This is a genomic window from Streptomyces sp. NBC_00076 (assembly GCF_045041235.1).
Classification (GTDB): domain Bacteria; phylum Actinomycetota; class Actinomycetes; order Streptomycetales; family Streptomycetaceae; genus Streptomyces.
The window spans coordinates 2,961,253-2,983,064 of sequence record NZ_CP108242.1 but is presented as its reverse complement, the minus strand read 5'-3'; the positions used below and the strand labels follow the sequence as shown (position 1 = coordinate 2,983,064).

The 21,812-nt window shown below is 72.1% G+C and carries 21 protein-coding genes; 13 read left to right on the top strand and 8 right to left on the bottom strand.

Annotated features, from left to right (window positions below; all coding sequences use genetic code 11):
* The 5 genes from OHA64_RS13670 (at nt 1) to OHA64_RS13650 (ending at nt 4,295) form a co-directional block, all read left to right on the top strand.
* Nucleotides 1–909 (top strand): hypothetical protein, encoded by a 909-nt coding sequence (locus tag OHA64_RS13670; protein WP_405612591.1) that lies wholly within the window; start codon nt 1–3, stop codon nt 907–909.
* 98 nt (nt 910–1,007) lie between these two features.
* Nucleotides 1,008–2,045, top strand: a complete 1,038-nt coding sequence (locus tag OHA64_RS13665; protein ID WP_405612589.1) for a tetratricopeptide repeat protein — start codon at nt 1,008–1,010, stop codon at nt 2,043–2,045.
* Nucleotides 2,046–2,052: 7 nt separating this feature from the next.
* On the top strand, nt 2,053–2,910 hold the full coding sequence (locus OHA64_RS13660; RefSeq protein WP_405612587.1) for a lysophospholipid acyltransferase family protein: 858 nt from the start codon (nt 2,053–2,055) through the stop codon (nt 2,908–2,910).
* A 24-nt stretch (nt 2,911–2,934) separates the two neighbouring features.
* Nucleotides 2,935–3,681: an SDR family oxidoreductase gene (locus tag OHA64_RS13655; protein WP_405612585.1), complete on the top strand. Its 747-nt coding sequence runs from the start codon at nt 2,935–2,937 to the stop codon at nt 3,679–3,681.
* Between the two features lie 2 nt (nt 3,682–3,683).
* Entirely contained in the window at nt 3,684–4,295 is a 612-nt protein-coding gene (locus OHA64_RS13650) for a hypothetical protein (protein WP_405612583.1), read from the top strand.
* Nucleotides 4,296–4,417: 122 nt separating this feature from the next.
* Here the strand turns inward: OHA64_RS13650 and OHA64_RS13645 are convergent, their stop codons facing one another.
* The 3 genes from OHA64_RS13645 to OHA64_RS13635 form a co-directional block, all read right to left on the bottom strand.
* Nucleotides 4,418–4,843: a DUF3291 domain-containing protein gene (locus tag OHA64_RS13645; RefSeq protein WP_405612581.1), complete on the bottom strand. Its 426-nt coding sequence runs from the start codon at nt 4,841–4,843 to the stop codon at nt 4,418–4,420.
* 100 nt (nt 4,844–4,943) lie between these two features.
* Nucleotides 4,944–6,575, bottom strand: a complete 1,632-nt coding sequence (locus OHA64_RS13640) for an acyl-CoA carboxylase subunit beta (protein ID WP_405612579.1) — start codon at nt 6,573–6,575, stop codon at nt 4,944–4,946.
* Nucleotides 6,572–6,928 (bottom strand): SCP2 sterol-binding domain-containing protein, encoded by a 357-nt coding sequence (locus OHA64_RS13635; RefSeq protein ID WP_405612577.1) that lies wholly within the window; start codon nt 6,926–6,928, stop codon nt 6,572–6,574. The genes OHA64_RS13640 and OHA64_RS13635 overlap by 4 nt, the downstream gene beginning before the upstream one ends.
* Nucleotides 6,929–7,170: 242 nt before the next feature.
* Between OHA64_RS13635 and OHA64_RS13630 the strand changes: the two genes are divergently transcribed.
* Genes OHA64_RS13630 through OHA64_RS13615 form a run of 4 tightly spaced genes read left to right on the top strand, consistent with a single transcriptional unit; the run spans nt 7,171 to nt 12,484 of the window.
* Nucleotides 7,171–7,359: a hypothetical protein gene (locus OHA64_RS13630; protein WP_405612575.1), complete on the top strand. Its 189-nt coding sequence runs from the start codon at nt 7,171–7,173 to the stop codon at nt 7,357–7,359.
* The gene (locus OHA64_RS13625) at nt 7,356–9,635 is read left to right on the top strand and encodes a TOMM precursor leader peptide-binding protein (protein WP_405612573.1); all 2,280 of its coding nucleotides are present in this window, start codon (nt 7,356–7,358) and stop codon (nt 9,633–9,635) included. Before OHA64_RS13630 ends, OHA64_RS13625 begins: the two co-directional genes overlap by 4 nt.
* Nucleotides 9,636–9,664: 29 nt before the next feature.
* Nucleotides 9,665–11,260, top strand: coding sequence for a SagB family peptide dehydrogenase (locus OHA64_RS13620; protein WP_405612571.1), 1,596 nt, complete (start codon nt 9,665–9,667; stop codon nt 11,258–11,260).
* Nucleotides 11,261–11,296: 36 nt separating this feature from the next.
* Nucleotides 11,297–12,484 (top strand): sensor histidine kinase, encoded by a 1,188-nt coding sequence (locus OHA64_RS13615; RefSeq protein ID WP_405612569.1) that lies wholly within the window; start codon nt 11,297–11,299, stop codon nt 12,482–12,484.
* A 168-nt stretch (nt 12,485–12,652) separates the two neighbouring features.
* Here OHA64_RS13615 and OHA64_RS13610 read toward each other — a convergent pair whose 3' ends face one another.
* A complete protein-coding gene (locus OHA64_RS13610; RefSeq protein WP_405612567.1) occupies nt 12,653–13,261 on the bottom strand; it encodes a DNA-binding response regulator in 609 nt (202 codons plus the stop codon).
* A gap of 268 nt (nt 13,262–13,529) precedes the next feature.
* Between OHA64_RS13610 and OHA64_RS13605 the strand changes: the two genes are divergently transcribed.
* On the top strand, nt 13,530–14,345 hold the full coding sequence (locus OHA64_RS13605; RefSeq protein WP_405612565.1) for a BTAD domain-containing putative transcriptional regulator: 816 nt from the start codon (nt 13,530–13,532) through the stop codon (nt 14,343–14,345).
* A gap of 154 nt (nt 14,346–14,499) precedes the next feature.
* On the opposite strand, the gene OHA64_RS13600 is transcribed toward OHA64_RS13605, so the two are convergent.
* Nucleotides 14,500–16,110, bottom strand: a complete 1,611-nt coding sequence (locus OHA64_RS13600) for a multicopper oxidase family protein (protein ID WP_405612563.1) — start codon at nt 16,108–16,110, stop codon at nt 14,500–14,502.
* Nucleotides 16,110–16,550 carry a hypothetical protein gene (locus OHA64_RS13595; RefSeq protein ID WP_405612561.1) on the bottom strand — a complete coding sequence of 147 codons (441 nt, stop codon included), beginning with the start codon at nt 16,548–16,550 and terminating at the stop codon, nt 16,110–16,112. Before OHA64_RS13595 ends, OHA64_RS13600 begins: the two co-directional genes overlap by 1 nt.
* 243 nt (nt 16,551–16,793) lie before the next feature.
* Between OHA64_RS13595 and OHA64_RS13590 the strand changes: the two genes are divergently transcribed.
* Nucleotides 16,794–18,617 carry a flavin-containing monooxygenase gene (locus OHA64_RS13590; protein WP_405612559.1) on the top strand — a complete coding sequence of 608 codons (1,824 nt, stop codon included), beginning with the start codon at nt 16,794–16,796 and terminating at the stop codon, nt 18,615–18,617.
* Nucleotides 18,614–20,305: a PQQ-binding-like beta-propeller repeat protein gene (locus OHA64_RS13585; protein ID WP_405612557.1), complete on the top strand. Its 1,692-nt coding sequence runs from the start codon at nt 18,614–18,616 to the stop codon at nt 20,303–20,305. Before OHA64_RS13590 ends, OHA64_RS13585 begins: the two co-directional genes overlap by 4 nt.
* Here the strand turns inward: OHA64_RS13585 and OHA64_RS13580 are convergent.
* Complete coding sequence (locus OHA64_RS13580) at nt 20,247–20,603, bottom strand: MazG-like family protein (RefSeq protein ID WP_405612555.1); 357 nt, start codon at nt 20,601–20,603, stop codon at nt 20,247–20,249. The genes OHA64_RS13585 and OHA64_RS13580 overlap by 59 nt on opposite strands.
* A gap of 146 nt (nt 20,604–20,749) precedes the next feature.
* Nucleotides 20,750–21,307, bottom strand: coding sequence for a DoxX family protein (locus OHA64_RS13575; RefSeq protein WP_405623965.1), 558 nt, complete (start codon nt 21,305–21,307; stop codon nt 20,750–20,752).
* A gap of 159 nt (nt 21,308–21,466) precedes the next feature.
* Between OHA64_RS13575 and OHA64_RS13570 the strand changes: the two genes are divergently transcribed.
* The gene (locus OHA64_RS13570; RefSeq protein WP_405612553.1) at nt 21,467–21,793 is read left to right on the top strand and encodes a nuclear transport factor 2 family protein; all 327 of its coding nucleotides are present in this window, start codon (nt 21,467–21,469) and stop codon (nt 21,791–21,793) included.
* The last annotated feature ends 19 nt before the right edge of the window (nt 21,794–21,812 follow it).

Sequence of the window (21,812 nt, the reverse complement as noted above, 5' to 3'; positions counted from 1 at the left end):
ATGGCAACCACCATCGAGCCGGTCCGCTCCGAGGAGCGGATCGCCCGGCCCGTCCACCCCTGGCTGCGCAGCCTGTTCTTCTGGCCGGTGCTCATCCACTGCGCGCTCTCCTTCGTCCCGCTCTACTTCCTCAGCTCCCGCACCGGCGACTTCTTCGCCTGGGAGACCGGTAACTCGCTGAGCGCCGCCGCGCTGGGCGCCGGTTACGCGGGAGCCTGCACGATGTTCCTGCTGACCCTGCCGGAGAAGGACTGGACGAGCGCCCGCGGCACCGTCTTCGCCCCGATCACCCTGCTGCTGTCGGCCCTGGTGCTGGCGGGCGTGTACGCCGACCAGTTCCACTTCACCGAGGGCCCGGCGCTCGCCCGTGTCTTCGCCTGGCTGTGGCTGGCCTCCCTGGCGGTGTTCCAGGTGACCTGCTTCCTCGTCTACAAGGTCCACAACACCGGCCCCAAGGTCGCCGACCCGCGCGGCCCGGCCCCGATGAGGGCCGACGTCAGCATCCCCACGGCGATCATGGGCGCCGTCCTGTGGGGCCTCGCCTTCGCCCTGTGGATCGCCCCCGACGCGGTCGGCGACGCCTGGGCCTGGCAGCTGGACCCGCTGGACGCCCGGATGCTCGGCGCCTGGTTCTTCGCCTTCGGCGCCGGCGCCTGGCAGGCCCTGTGGGAGCACGACCTGCACCGCATGCGGGCCGGCTTCCTGACGGACGTCACGCTCAGCATCCTGTCGATGGCCGCGCTCGGCCTGTACGCCGACGACGTCCGCTGGGGCAACGCGCTCACCTGGGTCTACATCGTCGTGCTGGTCGGCCTGCTGGTGGCCGGTCTCACGGGCCGCTACATGGCGCTGCCGGAGGCGCTTGAGGCGGAGCGGAAGGCGCGTGAGGAGGAGCCCGTACGCGCCTGACGGCCCGGCCGCCGGGGCCCGGAGCAGGCCCCGGCGGCCGACGCACCGCACCACCCCCACTTCACTCCGTAGGACTGCGCGGACCAGGGAGGTCGGCCATGCTCAAGCAGAACAAGCACGCTGTACGAGGCTTACCGGCGGCCGTCGAGGGCCTGGAGCACGTTCCCGCGCACGGCCCCCTCGTGGTGCTCGCCGGAGGCGACGGCGAACGCCCGCTGAACACCGCCCTGTTCGCGGTGCGCGGCAGGCCCACCCGCCGGCTCGACGGCCCCGACGCGCTGAACGCCCTCGCCTACGACGAGACCGTGGTGGTCCGGGGCGTGGCCGAGGCCGTGTCGGCGGGGGACCGGGCCGCGGCGCCCGTCCTGCCCGTCGCGCTGTGGCCGGACGGCCGCCGCACCCGGGTCGTCTTCGGGCCCCTGCTGCCCCAGGACCCGATCGAGCACTCGGTCCGGCACCGGGTCAGGGCCGGGCACACCGCCCTCACCACCCTCGTCGGGCAGGCCAGGAACCCCGAGTGGTCCGCCGGCCCCTGCTCGGCACGGGCCGCCGCCCGCCATCTCGACCGGGTCTTCGAGGCGCTCCTCAGCCGCACCGACCCGCTGCCCGACAGCACCCTGTACGCGCAGGCCGCGCTCCTGCTCGACCTGGGGCGGCTCGGCGACCCGCACAACATCGACCTGCGGGTCGGACGGCTGCGGCTGACCGCGCTGCGCAACGAGACCCGTGCGCTGCCCGTGAAGGCCGCCGCGCTGTGGCGGCTGCGGGCCGGCGCCGAGGAGGCGCTGCGCCGCGATCCGAACCACCTCATGGCCAACTACCTGCTCGGCCGCTGGCATCTGTCCGCGCCCGGCCTGCTGGGCGGCCGCCGTGAGCTCGCCGTCGCCCACCTGGAGGCCGCCGACCGGCTCGGCCGGGGCGACACCCGCTACGTCCTCGGCCACGCGGAAGCCCTGCTGGCCGCCGACCGGCCCACCGCCGCGTTGTCCGCCCTGGAACGCGTCATCGAGGCCCCCGCCGACCACCCGCGCACCCAGCGGCGCCGCCAGTCCGCGATCCGGATGAGCCGCGCCCTCCAGCACGAACAGGCCCCGAGCAGCGCAGCCGCCGCCCCCGGGGCCCGAGGGAAGGGATGACCCGTCGATGGACCCGCACAAGGGAAGCTTCAAGATCAACGACACGCTGTCCACGTCGTTCCGCCACTGGGTCGCCAGACATCATGTCGACTCGGTGGAGGGCATCGGCCACATCCCCGCCGAGGGACCGTTCATCGTGGTCTCCAACCATCTGAGCTTCTTCGACCACTACCTGCTGGAGACCGTTCTCTACGGCGCCCGTGGCGAACACGTCTACTTCCCGGCCAAGGCCGCGAACTTCCACCACCCCGTCAAACGGCTGGTCCGGCTCAGCGTCGGCTGCATCCCGCTCGACAGCGACAACCCGGACCGCAACGCCCTGGCCGCCATGACGGAGGTCCTCGACGGCGGCGACGTGCTGTGCATGTACCCGGAGGGCACCCGCTGGACCGGCGGCGGCCTGGCCCCGTTCAACGACGGCCCCTTCTACTTCGCCGTCCGCACCGGCATCCCGGTCGTCCCCGTGATGATCCACGGCGCCGAACGGATCCTGCCCAAGGGCGAGGTCGTGCCCCACCGGGCCACCGCGCGCCTGGTGTTCGGCGCCCGGCTGACCAGCGCGCCCGGCGGACGGACCCGCAGCGCCCAGATCGCCGACCTGCGCGGCCGGGCGCGGGCCCGCATGGAGCAGCTCGGCGAACGGGCCGGCCGGACCTACGGCCGCCCCGACGAGGAGAGCGCCCGCCTCATCCGGCGCCGCGCCGACGAGATCGCCGTCGCGGCCTGCGTACGAGGACACGGCCTCGACCGCACCGAACGGCGCCGGATCGCCGTCCTGCACAGCCTCGCCCGGGCCTCGGCCGCCCCGCGCCCCCAGCCGGCCCTCGACGCTCCCGCACCCGCACCCGCCGCAGCGACGGGCTGATCCCGGCCCGAGGAACGAGGAGACATGCGCAAGAACATCCTGATCACCGGGGCGAGTTCGGGCCTTGGCCGCGGCATGGCCCGTCAACTGGCAGCGCGGGGAAGGAACCTGGCCCTGTGCGCCCGCCGCGCGGACAAACTGGAGGAGGTGCGCGAGGAACTCACCCGCGCCTACCCGGGCATCCAGGTGACGGTGCGTCAACTCGACGTACGCGACTACGAGGCCACCGCGGCCGCCTTCCGTTCCGTGCGGCGGGAGTTCGGCAGCCTGGACCGGATCGTCGTCAACGCCGGCCTCGGCGCGGGCGCCTCCGTCGGCACCGGGCGGTTCGAGGTCAACCGGGCCACCGCCGAGACCAACTTTCTCGCGGGCCTGGCCCAGTGCGAGGCCGCCATGGAGACCTTCCGGGACCAGGGCTCCGGCCACCTCGTGGTGGTGTCCTCGGTCAGCGCGGCCCGCGGCATGCCCCGGCACCTGACCGCGTACGCCGCCTCGAAGGCCGGCCTCGCCACCCTCGCCGACGGAATCCGCGCCGACGTCCTCGGCACCCCGCTGAAGGTCACCGCGCTGTTCCCGGGCTACATCCGCACCGAGATGAACGAGCACCTGGACAAGACGCCGTTCATCATGGACACCGACAAGGGCTGCGCACTCCTGGTGCGCGCGATGGAACGCGAACCGGCCAAGGCCTATGTGCCCGCGTGGCCGTGGGCGCCGGCGGGCGCTGTGCTGCGGCACCTGCCGCTCGCCCTCGTCGCGAAGTCGGTGTGACCATGACGGCCGCACAGACCGCACAGACCGCACAGACCGCGCAGACATCGCGGACGGAACTGACCGCGCAGACCGTCGCCACCGAACGCCACGGCAGCACCCTGGTCGTCTTCGAGGGCAGCCGCCGCATGCTGTGGAGCAGGCCCGGACCCGGCCGGTGGCGGCCCGTGGGCATCTGGCCCCAGGCCGCCGACGCCGCCGCGCTCACCGCCCACCTCGCCGCCCGGCGCAACGTGCTGGTCGTCCTCGACGGGGCGGAACACACCGTCAGCCTGCTGGCCGAGGAACTCGCCGCGGCGCCCGCGTCCGTACGCCGGCTGGTGCCCGGCCCCGACCCGTACCCGGACGAGCCCGTCGACGTCCGTATCCCGGTCCTCGACTGGCTGCCCGGCCCGTTGCGCCGCCCCGGTGTCGAACTGCTGCGCACCGGAGCCGAGTTGGTGCGCCGGACCCCGGCCGCGCTGCTCCCGCCGCTGCTGACCGACGAGTTCGATCCGGCCCGGCCGCACCTGAGGTTCGTCCTGCGCACCCAGCGGTACGGCGTCGGCGCGGGCCGGCTGGCCGACGCGGTGGGCCACCTGTTCGGGCCGGCGTCCCGACCGCGGTACATGTGAGCGAACTGACGACGAAGTGAAAGACGTACGGGTACGACGGCGTCCCCTGCCGTCGTACCCGTACCCATGTGCGTACCCGCGTGTGTGCGTGCCGGTGCGTGTGCCGCGTCAGCCGAGCCGCGTCACCCGGGCTGCGGATCGGCGGCGGCGCGGCGCGCCTCCTGCTCGGCCAGCCGCCGGTCGGCCTCTTCCCAGTTCGGCGGCAGTGCGGCGTCCTGCTTCCAGGAGGTGAACAGCGACTCGCGCATGGCCGGTTTCAGCTTCGTCATCACCGACAGGTGCGGATCGGTCTGGATGTACGACTGCAGCGCCTGCCGGCTCTCCCAGGACGAGAGCGTCCAGAACGTCTTGTGCCAGGGGTCGGCCCGCAGCGAGATCCCCACGTTCCCGGGGGAGTTCTGCGCCTGCTTGTAGACGCCCCCGGACAGGATGAAGAAACGCGGCACACGCACGATCGACTTGAGTTTCAACCGGGATGCCATGACGACGACTTGACCGCCTCCGGCCCCGGCCGCCGGCCCTTTGGACCAGGGGAGGGTGTGACTCATCGGAACTCCTCAGTGAGAGTGTGGTGTTACGGAGGATCTGGCGCCGAACGGACAGCGCACCGGACCTACCCATCCGGTGCGCCGCCCACCCGAACCGCCCCTACATCGGCGGGTTTCCGTGCTTACGGGCCGGTACTTCGGCGTGCTTCGCGCGCAGCATCCGCAGGGAGGTGATCAGCAGCCGGCGGGTGTCCCGCGGGTCGATCACGTCGTCCACCAGGCCGCGTTCGGCCGCGTAGTACGGGTGCATCAGCTCGTCCTTGTAGGACGCGATCAGCCGGGCCCGCTCCGCCTCCGGGTCGTCCGCGGCGGCTATCTCCCGACGGAAGACCACGTTGGCCGCGCCCTCCGCGCCCATCACCGCGATCTCGTTGGTGGGCCACGCGAACGACAGGTCCGAGCCGATCGACCGGGAGTCCATGACGATGTACGCGCCGCCGTACGCCTTGCGCAGGATCACCTGGATCCGCGGCACCGTGGCGTTGCAGTACGCGTACAGCAGCTTGGCGCCGTGCCGGATGATGCCGCCGTGCTCCTGGTCGACCCCGGGCAGGAAGCCCGGCACGTCCAGCAGCGTCACCAGCGGGATGTTGAACGCGTCGCAGGTCTGCACGAACCGCGCGGCCTTCTCCGAGGAGTGGATGTCCAGCACCCCGGCCTGGGACTGCGGCTGGTTTCCGACGATGCCCACGACCTGCCCGCCGAGCCGGGCCAGCGTGCACACCACGCTGCCGGCCCACCCGGCCTGCACCTCGAAGTGCTCACCGTGGTCGGTGATCTCCTCGATCACCTTCCGGATGTCGTACGGCCGCGACGGATCCTCGGGCACCAGGTCGAGCAGTGCCTCGCAGACCCGGTCGTCGGGGTCGTCGCCCGCGTCGAGGGGCGGCAGCTCCCGGTTGTTCTGCGGCAGCAGCGACAGCAGATAGCGCACCTCTTCGAGACACGAGGCCTCGTCGTCGTACACGAAGTGCGCCACGCCCGAGATCGACGCGTGGGTGTCCGCTCCGCCGAGCCCGTTCTGGCTGATTTCCTCACCCGTCACCGCGCGGACCACGTCCGGGCCGGTGATGAACATCTGTGAGGTCTCACGGACCATGAACACATAGTCGGTCAGGGCGGGGGAGTAGGCCGCGCCACCCGCGCACGGGCCCAGCATCACGCTGATCTGCGGGATGACCCCGGAGGAGCGGGTGTTGCGGCTGAAGATGCCGCCGTACCCGGCCAGCGCCGTCACCCCCTCCTGGATCCGGGCGCCCGCCCCGTCGTTGAGGCTGACCAGCGGGGCGCCGGCGGAGGCGGCGAGGTCCATCACCTTGTGGATCTTCTGGGCGTGCGCCTCGCCGAGAGCGCCGCCGAAGATGCGGAAGTCATGGGCGTAGACGAAGACCGTACGGCCGTGGACCGTGCCCCAGCCGGTGATCACGCCGTCCGAGTACGGCTTCTTCGACTCCAGCCCGAAGCCGGTGGCCCGGTGCCGGCGCAGTCCCTCGATCTCGGTGAACGAGCCCTCGTCCAGCAGCAGCCCGATGCGCTCACGCGCGGTCAGTTTGCCGCGGGCGTGCTGCCGTTCGGTGGCCTTGGGGTCGGGTCCGGCCAGTGCCTGCTGCTTCACATGCCGCAGCTCGGCCAGCCGCCCGCTGCCGTTGGTCAACTGGGCGGGCTCCGCGGGGACTTGAGCCGACCCCGGTTCGCCCGTGCCCGGGACGCTCTCCTGGGACAGGACGGTCACAGTCCCCTCCTCAGCTGGTCGATCCAGGTCATCGCGAGGAAGACGTCCCCCTCGATCTGGAGGGCGCCGGTGGCGAAGGCCAGCGAGCCGCGCAGGTCACCGAGCACCAGCCGGGTCAGGTCCTCCTGGCTCACCGTCACGGTGGAGTTGGGCGGGCACGGCGCGGTCCTCAGCACCGAGGCGCCCTCGTCCGTGCTGGTCACATAGCGGGTGCGGGTACCGGTAGGGGTCGTGACGACGAAGCGGAACACACCGGGCCGGCCGGGCGGCCGGGCCCCCGTGCCCGCGCAGCACCAGTCGAAGAGCTGGTCGAGAGACCGCTCCGCATCGTTTCTCAGGTCCGCGGCCACCATGGGTCCTCCCTCCTTCTGCGGTTCTCGCGGCTGAAGCCGTCCTGGGGCTGGAGCCTTTGCGACGACCATGCAGGCAGGGACTGGCAGGCAAGTGGACCGTCGGTGGACCGAACAGTGGTCGTGAGGACGTGTGAATTCCTCACAAGGGGCCGGTGACGCCTTGACTGTGCCCGGATCCGCCCGCCCCGCATGCTGGTTGTCGTCCGCACCGGGCACCACACCTTCGACGCAGGAGCTTCCCCATGACGCACATCAGTCAGGTCGTCACGCAGGAAAGCCGCTCCACCAACACGCCGCAGCAGCACCAGGAGACGTTCCTCCCGTACACCGGGCAGGACGAGCCCATGGACCTGGTGATCGAAGTGCTGACGGCACCCCATACCCGGCCCGCCATGTTCACTCTCTGCTATGCGAGCAACTCCGCCTCATGAACCGGACGTTGATCGGGTTCCGGCGCCACCTCCGTGCGGAGGTGGTGCCGGACGACGCGACCTATCTGATTTCCGAACACGGGATCACCGCCCTCAGGGCACCCCATCTGGAAGCGGTCGTGCCGCTGCTCGACGGCAGCCGGGACCTGCCCGCGCTGCTGCGGGACAGCCCCGAACCGCTGCCCGCCGAGCGGCTCACCGCCCTTCTCGCCCAACTCGCCGACGCCGGCTTCATCGAGTACCGGGAGCACCACTGCTCCGAGCCGGCCAACCACAGCGCCGAGGCCTACTGGGAACTCGCGGGCCTCGAGGGACACCGGACCCGACTGCGGACCGCGTCCACCGTCGTGGAGCTGCGTACCGTCGGAGACTTCGACGCCGCGTACGCCGCCCGCGCACTGCGGGCCTCCGGGCTCGCCGTCACCACCGATCCGGCCCCCGGCGCCGCCCTCACCGTCGTCATCTGCGACGACTACCTCGCCCCGGAACTGGCCGCCCTGGACGCCGAACACCGTGCGAACGGCCGGCCCTGGCTGCTGGTCAAGCCCAGCGGCGCCACCATCTGGGTCGGCCCCGTCTTCCGCCCGGGCACCGGCGCCTGCTGGTCCTGCCTCGCCCACCCGGTACGGCTGCACCGCGGCGTCGAGTCCCAGGTCGGCGCCGCCCTCGGCCGCACCGGACCGGTGCCCGGCCCCGCCGCGGGCATCCCCTGCACCCTGGGCGCCGGACTGCACCTCGCCGCGATCGAGGCCGCCAAGTGGCTGGCGGGCCACCACCCCGGCCAGGACCGGGTGCTCACCTTCGACACCCTGACCCTGGGCTCCCGCCACCACGTCGTGCGGCGCCGGCCGCAGTGCGCCGACTGCGGCGACCCGGGGCTCGGCGCCCAGAGAGCCATGGCCCCCGTCGTCCCTCGGTCCCGGCCCAAGGCACCGGGCGGCGGCGGGGGCCACCGCTCCCGCTCCGCACAGCAGATGCTCGACACGTACGGCCACCTCGTCAGCCCGGTCACCGGTGTCGTCGCCGACATCACCCGGATCGAGGGCGGCCCGGCGTTCCTCAACAGCTTCAACTCCGGCCCCAACCCGGTCTCCGGCGCCACCGGCCTGACCGCGCTGCTGGGCGGCCTGCGCCAGGTCAACGGCGGCAAGGGCGTCACCGCGCTGGACGCCGAGGTCAGCGCGCTGTGCGAAGCCGTCGAGCGCTACTCCGGCTGTCTGCACGGCGACGAGTACCGCATCCGGGCCCGCTACCGGGACCTCGACGGTATGGCCGTACACCCCGACACCTGCCAGCTGTACGCCGACGAGCAGTACGCCGGCCGCGACGCGTGGAACGCCACCCACTCCGGGTTCCACCACGTCCCCGAACGCTTCGACGAGGACGCGGAGGTCGACTGGACCCCCGTCTGGTCGCTCACCGGGCAGCGCCACCGGATGCTGCCCACCGCACTGCTCTACTTCGCCACCGCCGCCGAACGCCACGACCCCGTCGCGGGCCGCCGCTTCATGCACGCCGACTCCAACGGCAACGCGGCCGGCAGCAGCCTGGAGGACGCCGTCCTTCAGGGCTTCCTGGAACTCGTCGAGCGCGACGCCGTCGCCCTGTGGTGGTACAACCGCACCCCCCGGCCCGCCCTGGACCTGCGTGCGGGAGCCGACCTGTGGACCGAGGAGCTGATCGACGTCCACCGGGGGCTGCGCCGCGAGGTGTGGGCGCTCGACCTCACCTCGGACTTCGGCATCCCCGTGTTCGCCGCGCTGTCCCGCCGTACCGACAAGGCGGCCGAGGACATCGTCTTCGGCTTCGGCGCGCACCTCGACGCAAGGATCGCGCTGCGCCGGGCCCTGACCGAGCTCAACCAACTGCTCCCGGCCGCGGTCGACGCCCGCCCGGACGGCGGCGGCTACGCCCTGAACGACCCCGAACTGCTGCACTGGTGGCGGGGCGCGACGACGGGCAACCAGCCCTACCTCCGGCCCGCTTCCACGGCCGCGAGAACCCTGGCCGACTTCTCCTTCCCCACGGGCACCGACCTGCGTGACGACCTCACCGCCGTCACCGCGGCGGTGCGCGCACGCGGACTCGACCTGCTCGTCCTCGACCAGACCCGCCCCGACGTCGGCCTGCCCGTCGTCAAGGTGCTGGTCCCCGGACTGCGCTCGTTCTGGACCCGGTTCGCCCCCGGCAGGCTCTACGACGTCCCCGTCGCCCTCGGGCGACTGCCGGAGCCCGTCGCCCGCGCCGACCTGAACCCCGTGCCGCTGTTCGTCTGATCCGCCCCTCTTCCCCCCAGGAGCCGACCGTGCTGCACTCACCCCGCATCGACGACCACGACCACCCGGAGACGATCACGACGCTGTGGTCCCTGCGTGAGGACGTCCGTGTCGAAACGGCCGAGGACGGCACCGCGGTGGAACTCCACGGCCGCTGGTCGGACCTGCGGGTCCGCGACCCGGAACCCGGCCTGGTGGAGACCCTGCGCCGGATGAGCCTGGGGCCGGTCAGCCTGGACAACGTCGCCCCCGGCGGCGGCCACCGGTCCTGGCAGCGCGCGCTGCTGCGGCTCCAGGACCTGGTAGTCCGCTCCCTCGCCTTCGCCGACAACGGTCAGGTGCTGCTGTCCGCCGTCCCGCTCACCCATGCCGCCCGCTTCAGCCCCGAACCCCCGCCCGAGGGCGCCCTGTTGAAGCTGTCCCGGTTCGCGGTGCTGCGCCGCGAGGGCGACCTGTTCCAGCTGGAGTCCCCGCTGTCGCTGCACCGGGTGCTGCTGCACCGGCCCGAGGCCCAGTGGGTGGTCGCGGCGCTCGGCCGGCCCGTCTCCGCGGACAAGGCCGGCGACGACATCCCGCTGGCCCGTGCGGTGGTGCGGGAGATCCTCGGCTACCTCATCGGCACCGGGATGGTGCTGGTGGCGCCGAACGCCGACGGGGACTTCGAGGAGGACCAGGACCCCGTGCTGCGCACCTGGTCCGCCGACGACATGCTCTTCCACACCCGCTCGGTGATGGGCCGCGACGACGGCGACTACGGCGCGACCTTCGCGCACGCCGCGCAGATCAAGCCGCAGCCCGCCGTCAAGAACCCGCCGAGCGGCCCGGTGGTCCGGCTGCCGAGGCCCGACCTCGACGAACTCCTGGACCGGGACCCTCCGTTCACGACCGCGCTGGAGGGACGGCGTTCCGTGCGCGAGTACGGGACGTCCGCACTGAGCCTGCGCACCCTCGGCGAGTTCCTTTACCGGGCCGCACGGGTCCGCTCGACCGGCATGGTCGGCGACGGCGAGACCGCCTACCCGGCCAGCGACCGCCCGTACCCGACCGGCGGCGCCGCCTACGACCTGGAGCTCTACCTCACCGTCCGGGACTGCCCCGGACTGCCCTCGGGCATCCACTACTACGACCCGCAGGACCACTGTCTGGTGCTGGTCAACGAGGACCCGGTGGCGGCCGGCGAACTGTCCGCGGGAGCGATGGCGGCCGCGGCACTGACCACACCGCCGCCCGTGCTGATCACCCTGACCTCGCGTTTCCAGCGCCTGTCGTGGAAGTACAGCGGACTGGCGTACGCGCTGGTGCTCAAGCACGTGGGGGCGCTCATCCAGACGTTCTACCTGGTCGGTTCCGCGATGGGGCTGGCCTGCTGCGCGGTGTGCAGCGAGGACGTCACCGTGTGCGCCGGGGCGCTCGGACTGGACTGGCGGGCCGAGTCGCCGGTGGGGTCCTTCGTCCTCGGGCCGCTCTCCGACGAGCAGCGGCGGTGTCATGCGCACCACCTCGACGAGCGGGTCCCCGTCAACGGCTCCGACTGGCCGGAACGTTCCGCTGCGGCGGCCGCGGTTGAACAGCGGGAGAAGGTCCGGGCCAGGGCCACCACCGCGGTCTCCAGCCGTCTAGTATGACCGCACGGATGTGAGCATCAACGGGGGAGTGTGTGGATGCCGCGGGGATTTCTGCGTTCCGATAGACAGCAGCGCGATACCCTGCCTCCGCAACTGGCCTTCGCCATCGTCCTGATGGTGCTGTGCGGGTTCGTGCTGATCGCCGTCCTCAACGTGATCGGCAGTGATCCGGGGCCCTGGCTGCTGGCGGGCTGCATCTTCTCCAGCGTCGCGCTGTTCGCCATCCAGACCGTGCACAGCTACCCGGGCACCGAGCGGTTCAGGGAGCGGTACGGACTCTGGACACTGCTCGGCCAGGCCGTCCTGACGTACGTCCCCATGCTGTTCTTCGGTGTCACCTGGGGCGGTATGGGAGGGTTTCTTGCAGGATCGTCCCTGCTGATCATCGCGGCACCCGCCTGCTGGGTGGCGTTCGGGGTGATCGTCGCGGTGACGGGCCTGGCCGCGGTGGTCGACGGCACCGGGTGGGTGGACTCCTCCTACCTCGTCGTCTCCACCGTGCTCACCGGTCTCATCGTCTACGGGCTCACCCGGCTGTCCAACCTGGTGGCCGAAGTGCACCGGGCACGCGAGGAGTTGGCGGAGATGGCGGTGGCCCGCGAGCGCCTCCGCTTCGCCCGGGACCTGCACGACCTGCTGGGATTCGGGCTGTCCGCGATCACTCTCAAGAGCGAGCTGACGTTCCGTCTGGTGGCCACGCGGCCCGAGCGCGCCCGCGAGGAACTGGTCGGCATCCTGCAGATCTCCCGACAGGCCCTCGCCGACGTGCGGTCGGTGGCCCGCGGCTACCGCGAGATGTCCCTGGACGCCGAGGCCGCCTCCGCGGAGGACGTGCTGACCGCGGCCGAGATCGAGGCCCGGATCGACCTGGACTGCGGCCCGGTGTCCGACCGGGCCGGGACGGTGCTGGCCACGGTGATCCGCGAGGGCGTCACCAACGTCCTGCGGCACAGCAAGGCGCAGCACTGCGTCATCGAGGCCTGCCCGGCCAGCGGCCCGGACGGCCCCCTGGTCCGCCTGGTCGTGGCCAACGACGGGGCCGACGAAACCCGCCGTACCGGCTCCCAGGACGGTGGCAGCGGCCTCGGCAACCTCCGCACCCGCGTCGAGGAGATAGGCGGCAGGCTCACCGCGGGAGCGGACGCCGCCGGCTGGTTCCGCCTGACCGCCGAGGTCCCCCGCACCCCGACGACCTCCCCCCGGCCGAACCACGCCCACCCCTGAACCCGAACAGGTCGACGCGCGTCACCCAGCCGCACGACTCGGCTGCGGCCGTGTGCACGAGGCCGGGTCGGCCCGATCGTGTGACGGTCGGCTCCATCTCGCACAGCAGCTGCCCGCTGTCCGGGTCGGCGGCGGGTCCGCCGTCCGCCGCTCCCGCTCCCGCCTCCCTCAGGTCAGCCACCCGTTGTCCTCGGCGATTCTGATCGCGTCCACTCTGTTGCGGGCGTTGAGCTTGGTGACCGCGCTGGTGAGGTAGTTGCGGACGGTGCCGATGGAAAGGAAGAGACGGGTGGCGATCTCCATCGCCTCCGCTCCGTCGGCGGCCAGTTTCATCACCTCGACCTCGCGCCGCGTCAGCGGGTTCTCCTCGACCTCCCAGGCGGCCAGCGCCAGTTGGGGGTCGATCACCCGGCCCCCCGCCGCCACCCGCCGTACCGCGTCGGCCAGTTGGTCCGGCGGCGCGTCCTTCAGCAGGAACCCGGACACCTTCGCCGCCATGGCCCGCCGGAAGGTACCGGGACGCCCGAGGCTCGTCAGGATCAGCACCCGGCACGTCGGCACCGCCGTGCGTAACAGGTCGGCCGCACTGAGCCCGTCCAGCCCCGGCAGGTCGATGTCCACGATCGCGACGTCCGGCAGCAACTCCAGCGCGGTCGGCACCAACCGGTCCCCGGAATCGAACTGGGCGACCACCTTGAGATCGGGTTCCATCTCCAGCAGTGCCACCAGGGCACCGCGCACCATGTGCATGTCCTCGGCGATAACGATGCGGATCAAGCCAGACCTCCCCCGTCCGACGGCCGTGATGCCGCGCACGTACCCGCACGCATGGTATTCGAACGGTCACCGCATCCGGGCCGACTCGCCCGTCCCGTCTCCCCAACAAGCCGTGAATCCTTCATAGTCGGCGCCCTGACGGGGTCACCGCGGACCGGGGACGCCTGCACTGTCGGCCGAGGTCCCGCCCATGGGACTGTCGATGTACTACGCAAAGTACGGGGGCACCGAGCGCTCGTACGTCCCTTCCTAGCCACCTGGGGACCAGATGGATATCACCCTGCTGGGGCCGCTCAACGCGGACAAGGACGGCGCCCCGGTCCTGCCGTCAGCGGCCAAGATGCGCCAGATCCTGGCCCTGTTGGCGCTGCACTCCAACCGAGTGGTTCCGGTGTCGATGATCATGGAGGAGCTCTGGGGCTACAACCCTCCGCGGACCGGGTCCACCACTCTCCAGACCTACATCCTGCGGCTGCGCCGGCTGATCGACGCCTCGGTCGCCGGGCGCTGCAACGCCAAGGAGATCCTCGTCTACCGGCACGGCGGCTACTGCCTCATCGTGCCCACCGGCTGCGTGGACGTACTCGAGTACGACCGCCTCGCGGCCGACGGCCAGCGCCTCTTCGACACCGGCGAGGACGAGGCCGCGGTCAAGGTGTACACCGAGGCGCTCGACCTGTGGCGCGGCCCGGCCCTCGCCGACATCCGCTGCGGCGCCCTGCTGGAGATCGAGCGGGTGCGCCTGGAAGAGAGCCGGCTCGGTGTGCTGGAGCGCCGTATCGACGCCGAGCTGTACCTGGGCCGGCACGCCGAACTCCTCACCGAATTGGTGGTACTGACGGCACGTCAGCCCCTGCACGAGGGTTTGCACGCCCAGCACATGATCGCCCTCTACCGCTCCGGCCGCCCCTCCGAGGCGCTGGCGACCTTCACCAAGCTGCGCCACCGCCTGGTGGAGGACCTGGGCCTTGATCCCTCGCCCCGGCTCCAGCGGCTCCAGCGGGCCATCCTCGGCGGGGACCTGCTGCTCGACCGCCCGCAGCGCGGGCCGGGACGCAGGGTGCTGGACATGTTCGCCGCGTGAGCCGACGGCCGTGGGAGGTCCGGCCCCACCCGGGCTTCGCCACGAGCCGTCGCCCCCGCCACCGGTCGGCCTGGTGCGCGCGGTCGGTTACGGCGGCTCGACCGGCACGGTCGGCGAGCGCCGGCATCGCGAAGCAGTCGTACAACCGCTCGGGTCAGACGACTTCGAAGTTCGCCATCATCGCCATGTCCTCGTGCTCCAGATTGTGGCAGTGGACCATGTACCGCCCCCGGTGCCCGCGGAACCGCACCAGCACGTCCACCACTTCGTACGGCCGCACGTCCACCGTGTCCTTCCAGCCCGCGTCACTCGGCAGCGGGGATCCGCCGCCCCGGGCGACCACCAGGAAGTGCGCCAGGTGCAGATGGACCGGATGGTGGAAGTCGCTGCTGAACCGCCACCGCTCGACCGTGCCGAGCTTGGGCCGCGCGAGCACCCGCGCGCTGTCGAAGGGCCGGCCGTTGATCGTCCACAGCTCCCCGCCGCTCCCGGACGTGAGCCGGAAGTCGAACCGCCGCTCCGCCACCGCCCGTTCGGCCCGGGCCGCCGCCACGCCGGCGAGCCGCTCCGGAACCCGGCTGGTCTCCCGCTCCCGGCGGGCGATACGGAACCGCATCACCGAACGCGTGCCTCCCGTCCCCAAAGTGTTGACCAGGGTGACGGTCGAGCCGACCGGATACCCGGCGAAGTCGACGACCACGTCGAAGCGCTCCCCGGGCGCCACCGGCAGCGAGTCGTGCGTGACCGGACGATCCAACAGCCCCGCGTCGCTGCCCACTTGCACGAACGCGGCGCCCTCGCGCGGACCGGGCTCCAGGGCCAGCCGGTAGCGGCGGGCGTTGGAGGTGTTGAGGATCCGGAACCGGTACCGGGTGGCGGAGACCTCCAACTCGGGCCAGGGCGCCCCGTTGACGAGCACCACATCCCCCGTCACCCCCTCCATGTACGCGTCCTCGACCCCCGGTTCACCGGTGAGCGAGGGGTCCAGGGAGGGGTAGCGCAACGCGCCGTCCTCCTCGAAGGCCCGGTCGCAGATCATCAGCGGGACGTCCTTCTCGCCCCGGGGGAGCGGCAGAGCGTCCTCCACGTCGTCGTGCACGAGGAACAGCCCGGCCAGCCCGCGCCACACCTGCGGCGCGCTGAAGTCCATCCGGTGGTCGTGGTACCAGAGCGTCGCGGCCGGCTGGTCCAGCGGATACGTGTACGTCTTGGCTCCCGACGAGTACGTCCAGTCGCCCGGCCGGGTCCGCATGTGTCCGGCCTGCGACCCGTGCGCCCCGTGCCCGCTGTGTGCCGAAGAGCCCGCGCCGGAGGCGTACCCCGGCGGGAGGACCAGGTCCAGCGGGGAGCCGTCCGAGTCCGGAGCCTGCACCCCGCCGTGCAGATGGGTGGAGGTCGGCACGGGAAGCTCGTTGCGCACCCGTACCGTCGTCGTCCGCCCCGACCGGCCCACCAGGGTGGTCCCGGGGAACCGGCCGTTGTAGCCCCACACCTCGGTCCGCAGGCCCGGCAGGATCTCCGCGCGGGCAGCGCGCTGCACCAGTTCGTAGTGGTCGGTGCCGTCCGGCCCCCGGGTGGGGGTCGCCGTCACCGGCACCGGCAGCGGCACCCGGAAGGGGGCGGGCAGCCGCGCCCGGCTGCGCAGTTGCTCCCCCGACACCTCCCGGGTCAGCGCCCCGCACCCCGCGGTGCCGAGGCCCGCCGCGGCCAGCCCGGTGGCGGTGGCCGCCTTCAACAGGGTCCGTCGGCTCGGCCGCATGGCCATCAACTCCCGTTCCCTGTAGGGCTGCCCGGCCGGTGGGCGAACACCCAGTACGTCTGCGCGGTCAGTCCGGCGACCAGCGCGACGCCCAGCGGGATGTGCAGGGACAACTGCCGGGCGTAGCCGAACCCGCTCTGCGCCTCGACCAGCCCGGCGATCAGCAACGTCAGCCCGATCGGCCACGCGGGACCGCCGCCCGGGCGCCACAGCGTGACGGCGGCGGCGACCGTGAGCCAGCTCATGACGGAGACGAGGGTGGCGTTGAGCGCGTGCACGTCCAGCAGATCGGTGTCGCCGGTGATGAACATCCCGGCCAGCACGGGCTGCGCCAGCGTCAGCAGCAGCAGGACACAGGTGCAGGCCCGCAGTACGGTGAGCGGCCAGCGCCGGGCCACCCGCGGCGGCGTCTCGGCTTCGGTCTCCGCGTCGGGTGACGGAAGCATCTGCATCACTCCGGATCGCCGACGGCATCCGCAGCCGCCGCGCCGCCCCGAGTCTGGCAACGCCCACTGGACACCGGCTTGACCGCGCGAAGCCGCAGCGAAACTGCCTCGATACCGCTCGATGGCGCTTGATGAGGGCGCGCGGACCGAACGAGCGGATCCGGCCGAACACGGCGAAAAATACGGTTACTTGAGTCAGGCAAACACTAAGTAGAGTGAAGACACCCGCGACCGAGGAGAGACATGCCGGTTCCCCCCACCCCCTCCCTCCCTGACCCGAGTGACCTGGGGTTCGACCCCGAGACCCTGCGCGCCAAGTACCGCGCCGAACGCGACCGTCGTATCCGCCCCGACGGCAGCGGCCAGTACCAAGGCGTCGCCGGCGAGTTCGAGTCCTACGACGAAGACCCGCACGCCGACCGGGAGTTCACCCGCGAGCCCCTGCACGACCGGGTGGAGGCGGTGATCGTCGGGGGCGGGTTCGGCGGTCTGCTCGCCGCCGCACGGCTGCGCCAGGCCGGGGTGGAGTCGATCCGGGTGATCGAGAAGGGCGGCGACTTCGGCGGCACCTGGTACTGGAACCGCTACCCGGGCATCCACTGCGACATCGAGTCGTACATCTACCTGCCCCTGCTGGAGGAGGTCGGCTACGTCCCGAAGTGGCGCTACGCGCCGGGGGAGGAGATCCGGCAGCACGCGCGGGCGATCGGCCGCCACTTCGGGCTCTACGAGGAGGCCTGCTTCCAGACCTGCGCGACCGAACTGCGCTGGGACGAGGACGGGTCGGAGTGGCTGGTTGCCACGGACCGGGGCGATCGCATCCGGGCCCGCTACGTCGTGGTCTCCAGCGGCACCCTCAGTCAGCCCAAGCTGCCCGGCATCCCCGGGATCGAGACCTTCAAGGGCCACACCTTCCACACCAGCCGCTGGGACTACGCCTACACCGGCGGCGACGCCGACGGCGGACTGACCGGGCTCGCCGACAAGCGCGTCGCCCTTATCGGCACCGGCGCCACCGCCATCCAGGTGGTGCCCCACCTCGCCGCCGACTCCCGCCGCCTGTACGTCTTCCAGCGCACGCCCTCCTCCGTCGACGTACGCGACAACCGCCCCACCGACCCGGAATGGGCGGGCTCCCTGAAGCCGGGCTGGCAGCGCGAGCGCCGGGACAACTTCCTCAAGGTCGTCACCGGGGTCCGCACGGACCAGGACCTCGTGAACGACTCCTGGACGAGCAGCGCCCGGCTCCAGGAGAAGCTCATTCCGACCAACGCCTATACCGACGTCCCGGTCGAGGAACGCGAACGGGCCTACGAGATCGCCGACTTCCAGAAGATGAACGAGATCCGCGACCGGGTGGCGGACGTCGTCGAGGACCCGGAGACCGCGGAGAAGCTGAAGCCCTGGTACCGCTACATGTGCAAGCGGCCCACGTTCAGCGACCACTACCTCCAGGCCTTCAACCGGCCCGACGTCACCCTCGTCGACACCGCCGACTCGCACGGCGTCGAGCGGATCACCGAGACCGCCGTCGTCGTGGGCTCAGTGGAGTACGAGGTGGACTGCGTCATCTTCGCGACCGGGTTCGCGGTCGGCGTCTCCGGCCTGCTCTCCGGACAGCTGCCCGCGTACGGCCGCGGCGGACTCGCGCTCCAGGACGCCTGGCGTCAGGGCGGCCCGCGCACCCTGCACGGCCTCTACACCCACGGCTTCCCCAACCTCTTCCAGCTCGGCCCGATGCAGAACGCGTCCGCCGTCAACTTCGTCCACATCCTCGACGAACAGGCCACGCACATCGCCGCGGTCGTCGCCGAGGCGCACGAACGGGGAGCCGCGTACGTCGAACCGAGCGCCGAGGCCGAGGGCGAGTGGGTGGCGACGATCCGTCAGAAGGCGCCCGACCTCTACCGGTTCCACGCCGAGTGCACCCCCGGCTACTACAACAACGAAGGCCGGCCCCGGGAGCGCAGCGAGCAGTTCGGCGACGGACCGGTCGTCTTCCACGAACTGCTGGCCCGCTGGCGCCGGGACGGCGGCCTCGACGACGTCCTGGCCGGTGCCGAATGAGCGCCCCGGCCGTGCGCCCCAGCCGCTTCGACGACACCGGCTCCCACCGCCCCACCAGCGCCCGTTGGCGGGCCAGCCGCCTCGGCCCGCCGAACCCGCTGTGGGGTTCCAACGGAGTCGCCTTCGGCCCCGACGGGCGCCTGTACGTCGCCGAGTTCCTGGCCGGGCGGATCAGCGCCCTCGACATCGCCACCGGGGACCTCGACGTGATCGTGCCGATGGACGGCCCGGTCCAGTCACCGGACGACCTCGCCTTCGGCGCGGACGGCTCGATGTACATCGCCGACCTGGTCCCCGGCCGGGTGTGGCGCCGCACACCTGACGGGACGTACACCCTCGTCTCCGACGACGTCATCAACCCCAACGGCATCACCTGCGTGGGCGACCGGCTCTTCGTCAACGAGATGAAGCCCGACGGCCGGCTCCTCGAGCTCTTCCCGGACGGCGGCGATCCGGTCGTCCTCACCGAGGGCCTCGCTCTCGGCAACGCGATGCAGCGCGGCCCGGACGGCCACCTGTACTACCCGCACATGATCACCAACCAGGTCTGGCGGATTCCCCCGGACGTCGGCGGGCCCGAGCTGGTCGCCGAGGACGTGCACCAGCCGGTCGCCGTCCGCTTCGACCAGGGCGGTGTCCTGCACGTCCTGTCCCGGGGCGTCGAGGGCATCGTCACCCGCGTCGACCTGCACGGCTCCGGGACCCGCACCCTCGTCACCAGCGGCCTGAAGGGCCTGGACAACGCGGCCTTCGACACCGAGAACCGCATGTTCGTCTCCAGCTACGCGGGCGGCGGCATCACCGAACTGCACCCCGACGGCCGTACCCGCGAGATCGTCCCCCGCGGCTTCGACGGCCCCTACGGCGTCACGGTCGACCTCGGCGGGACCGTGTACGCGGCCGACCACTACCGGCTGGCGAGCCCGGCGCTCTCCCACGAGGGCGAGCCGAGCAGCGGTGCCGACGGCTTGGAACCGGCCGGCGTGACCACCCTCTCCCTGCTGCCGTTCGCCCACGGTGTCGCCGCCGACGGCGGCCTGCTGCACCACACCTCGCAGTACGGCGAGGTCCGCACCCACGACCCCGCCTCCGGGACCACCCGGCAGCGGGCCCAGGGACTGCGCAGGCCGCTCGGCATCGCGGTGGCGCCGGACGGATCACTCGTCGTCGCCGAGGCGGACGCCGGCCGGGTGGTGGCCCTCGACGACACCGACACCCTCACCGTGCGGGCCGACGGACTCGACCACCCCGTGGACGTGGCCTTCGACGCGGAGGGGCGCTGCTATGTGAGCGACGAAGGGCGCGGGGCGGTGCTGCGGATCGAGGAGGACGGGACCACCACGGTCCTCGCGGACGGGCTCGGGGCACCGCAGGGACTCGCGGTCCTGGGCGGCGAGCTGTTCACGGTGGAGACCGCGCACCGCAGGCTGACGTCCGTCTCCCTGACCACGGGGGAGCGCCGGACCGAGGCCGAGGACCTGCCGGTCGGCCCGCCCCCGGGCGTCGTCCCCGTGACCGAGCCCGCCCTGTTCGCGGGCGGCATGCCGGGCTGGGCCCGCCGCTTCGCCGGCCTCGCCGCCGACTGGGACGGCTCCCTGCTGCTGTCGGCCAACGGCGAGGGCACCGTGCTCAGGCTGCGGACGGAGAGCCCAGCGAGCGTTCCCGCAACCGGGCCAGGTGCCGGGTGAAGACGTCACGGGTGTCCGGGGTGAGCGTGCGCAGGGCCACCAGAGCGGTGATCACCACGTCGCACAGCTCGCTCTGGACGTCCTCCCAGGTGTGCGAGACGCCCTTGCGGGGGTTCTGGCCGAGTGCCCCGATCACCGCCTCGGAGACCTCGCCGACCTCCTCCGACAGCTTCAGCATGCGCAGCAGCAGGCCCGCCTGGCCGTCGACCGGACTGTTGGCGTCGAGCCAGGCGTACAGGTCGTCGATGGTGGACCAGAGGTCGGCGGGGACGTCCGACGGGGCGGCCTGATCAGTCATGCGGGCAGCTTGCCACGCGGCCGGCCCGCCCCGACAGACGGCGTCACCCGCCTCCATCACCCGCGTCCGTCCCCGCCGCCCGTCGTTGTCCGAGGCCGGCCGTCCGTCTTCGTCCGCGGCGGGCTGCCCGGCTTCACCCGTCGCCGCTACTCGTCGAACGTCTCCTCGAACAACGCCTGCTGCTCGCCTTCCTCCCGCTTCCGCAGTCGCCGGTTCCGCGCGCCCACCACCAGCGCCGTCGCCAGCCCGGTCGCCGCGAACGCCGCCGGAACCATCCAGTTCCGGTTGACGGCGTGGCCGAGCGCGTGGTCCAGGGAGAGCCGGCCGGGCCCGGTGACGGCGAGACCGGCGGCCATCAGCCCCAGGGACGCCGCGTACTCGTAGCCGCCGCCCTGGTTGAAGAACCCGTTGGGCGCGTGCACCGCCGCCGCGCCCGTCATGGCGCCGGCCGCCGCCGCACCGGCGGCCGGGGTCGCCAGGCCCAGCGCCAGGAGTGTGCCTCCGCCGGCCTCCGCCAGCCCCGCGGCCGCCGCGCTCTCCTTGCCCGGCTCGTACCCGACGGACTCGAAGAACTGGCCGGTGCCCTCCAGCCCGTGCCCGCCGAACCACCCGAACAGCTTCTGCGCGCCGTGCGCGGCGAGCACCCCGCCGGTGCCCAGCCGGAGCAGCAGCAGGCCCAGATCACGTCGGTCGTATGAGGTCACCATGTCTCCTGGAACAGACAGCAGAAACAGCCGACAAGCACAGTCAGCAGAGAAACAACCCCCTCCGCGTGTCCACCGTCGCACCCCTCACACCTCCCGGGCGCCCCCGGGCTGCCGTTCGGGTGGCGGAGCCGGGGGAGCGGTGTGAGTGTGACTGGCATGACGATTCAGACCGCCAGACTGAGGGACCCGGTCGTACGGGCCTTCGTCACCGCCGTCAACGCCCATGACCGCGACGCCTTCCAGGCGCTCCTCGCCCCCGGCGCGACCATGGCGGACGACGGTCTCGACCGCGACCTCGACGAGTGGACCGACCGGGAGATCTTCTCCACGCACGGCCACCTGGAGGTCGACAACGAGTCCCGGGGCGGCCGCGCGATCCTCGCCCGCTACAGCAACGACACCTGGGGCGAGATGCGCACCAAGTGGCAGTTCACAGTGGCGGACGACGGCAGGATCTCCCGCTTCGAGACCGGCCAGGCCTGAAAAACCCGCGGCAGGGGGC

Bases quoted from the DNA above. Each gene is read 5' to 3' on its own strand.
- OHA64_RS13585 (WP_405612557.1), top strand. From the start codon at position 18,614: ATGAGCGCCCCGGCCGTGCGCCCCAGCCGCTTCGACGACACCGGCTCC.
- OHA64_RS13570 (WP_405612553.1), top strand. From the start codon at position 21,467: ATGACGATTCAGACCGCCAGACTGAGGGACCCGGTCGTACGGGCCTTC.
- OHA64_RS13630 (WP_405612575.1), top strand. From the start codon at position 7,171: ATGACGCACATCAGTCAGGTCGTCACGCAGGAAAGCCGCTCCACCAAC.
- OHA64_RS13655 (WP_405612585.1), top strand. From the start codon at position 2,935: ATGCGCAAGAACATCCTGATCACCGGGGCGAGTTCGGGCCTTGGCCGC.
- OHA64_RS13605 (WP_405612565.1), top strand. From the start codon at position 13,530: ATGGATATCACCCTGCTGGGGCCGCTCAACGCGGACAAGGACGGCGCC.
- OHA64_RS13595 (WP_405612561.1), bottom strand. From the start codon at position 16,550: ATGCTTCCGTCACCCGACGCGGAGACCGAAGCCGAGACGCCGCCGCGG.
- OHA64_RS13590 (WP_405612559.1), top strand. From the start codon at position 16,794: ATGCCGGTTCCCCCCACCCCCTCCCTCCCTGACCCGAGTGACCTGGGG.
- OHA64_RS13625 (WP_405612573.1), top strand. From the start codon at position 7,356: ATGAACCGGACGTTGATCGGGTTCCGGCGCCACCTCCGTGCGGAGGTG.
- OHA64_RS13645 (WP_405612581.1), bottom strand. From the start codon at position 4,843: ATGAGTCACACCCTCCCCTGGTCCAAAGGGCCGGCGGCCGGGGCCGGA.
- OHA64_RS13580 (WP_405612555.1), bottom strand. From the start codon at position 20,603: ATGACTGATCAGGCCGCCCCGTCGGACGTCCCCGCCGACCTCTGGTCC.
- OHA64_RS13660 (WP_405612587.1), top strand. From the start codon at position 2,053: ATGGACCCGCACAAGGGAAGCTTCAAGATCAACGACACGCTGTCCACG.
- OHA64_RS13650 (WP_405612583.1), top strand. From the start codon at position 3,684: ATGACGGCCGCACAGACCGCACAGACCGCACAGACCGCGCAGACATCG.
- OHA64_RS13665 (WP_405612589.1), top strand. From the start codon at position 1,008: ATGCTCAAGCAGAACAAGCACGCTGTACGAGGCTTACCGGCGGCCGTC.
- OHA64_RS13670 (WP_405612591.1), top strand. From the start codon at position 1: ATGGCAACCACCATCGAGCCGGTCCGCTCCGAGGAGCGGATCGCCCGG.
- OHA64_RS13600 (WP_405612563.1), bottom strand. From the start codon at position 16,110: ATGGCCATGCGGCCGAGCCGACGGACCCTGTTGAAGGCGGCCACCGCC.
- OHA64_RS13635 (WP_405612577.1), bottom strand. From the start codon at position 6,928: ATGGTGGCCGCGGACCTGAGAAACGATGCGGAGCGGTCTCTCGACCAG.
- OHA64_RS13615 (WP_405612569.1), top strand. From the start codon at position 11,297: ATGCCGCGGGGATTTCTGCGTTCCGATAGACAGCAGCGCGATACCCTG.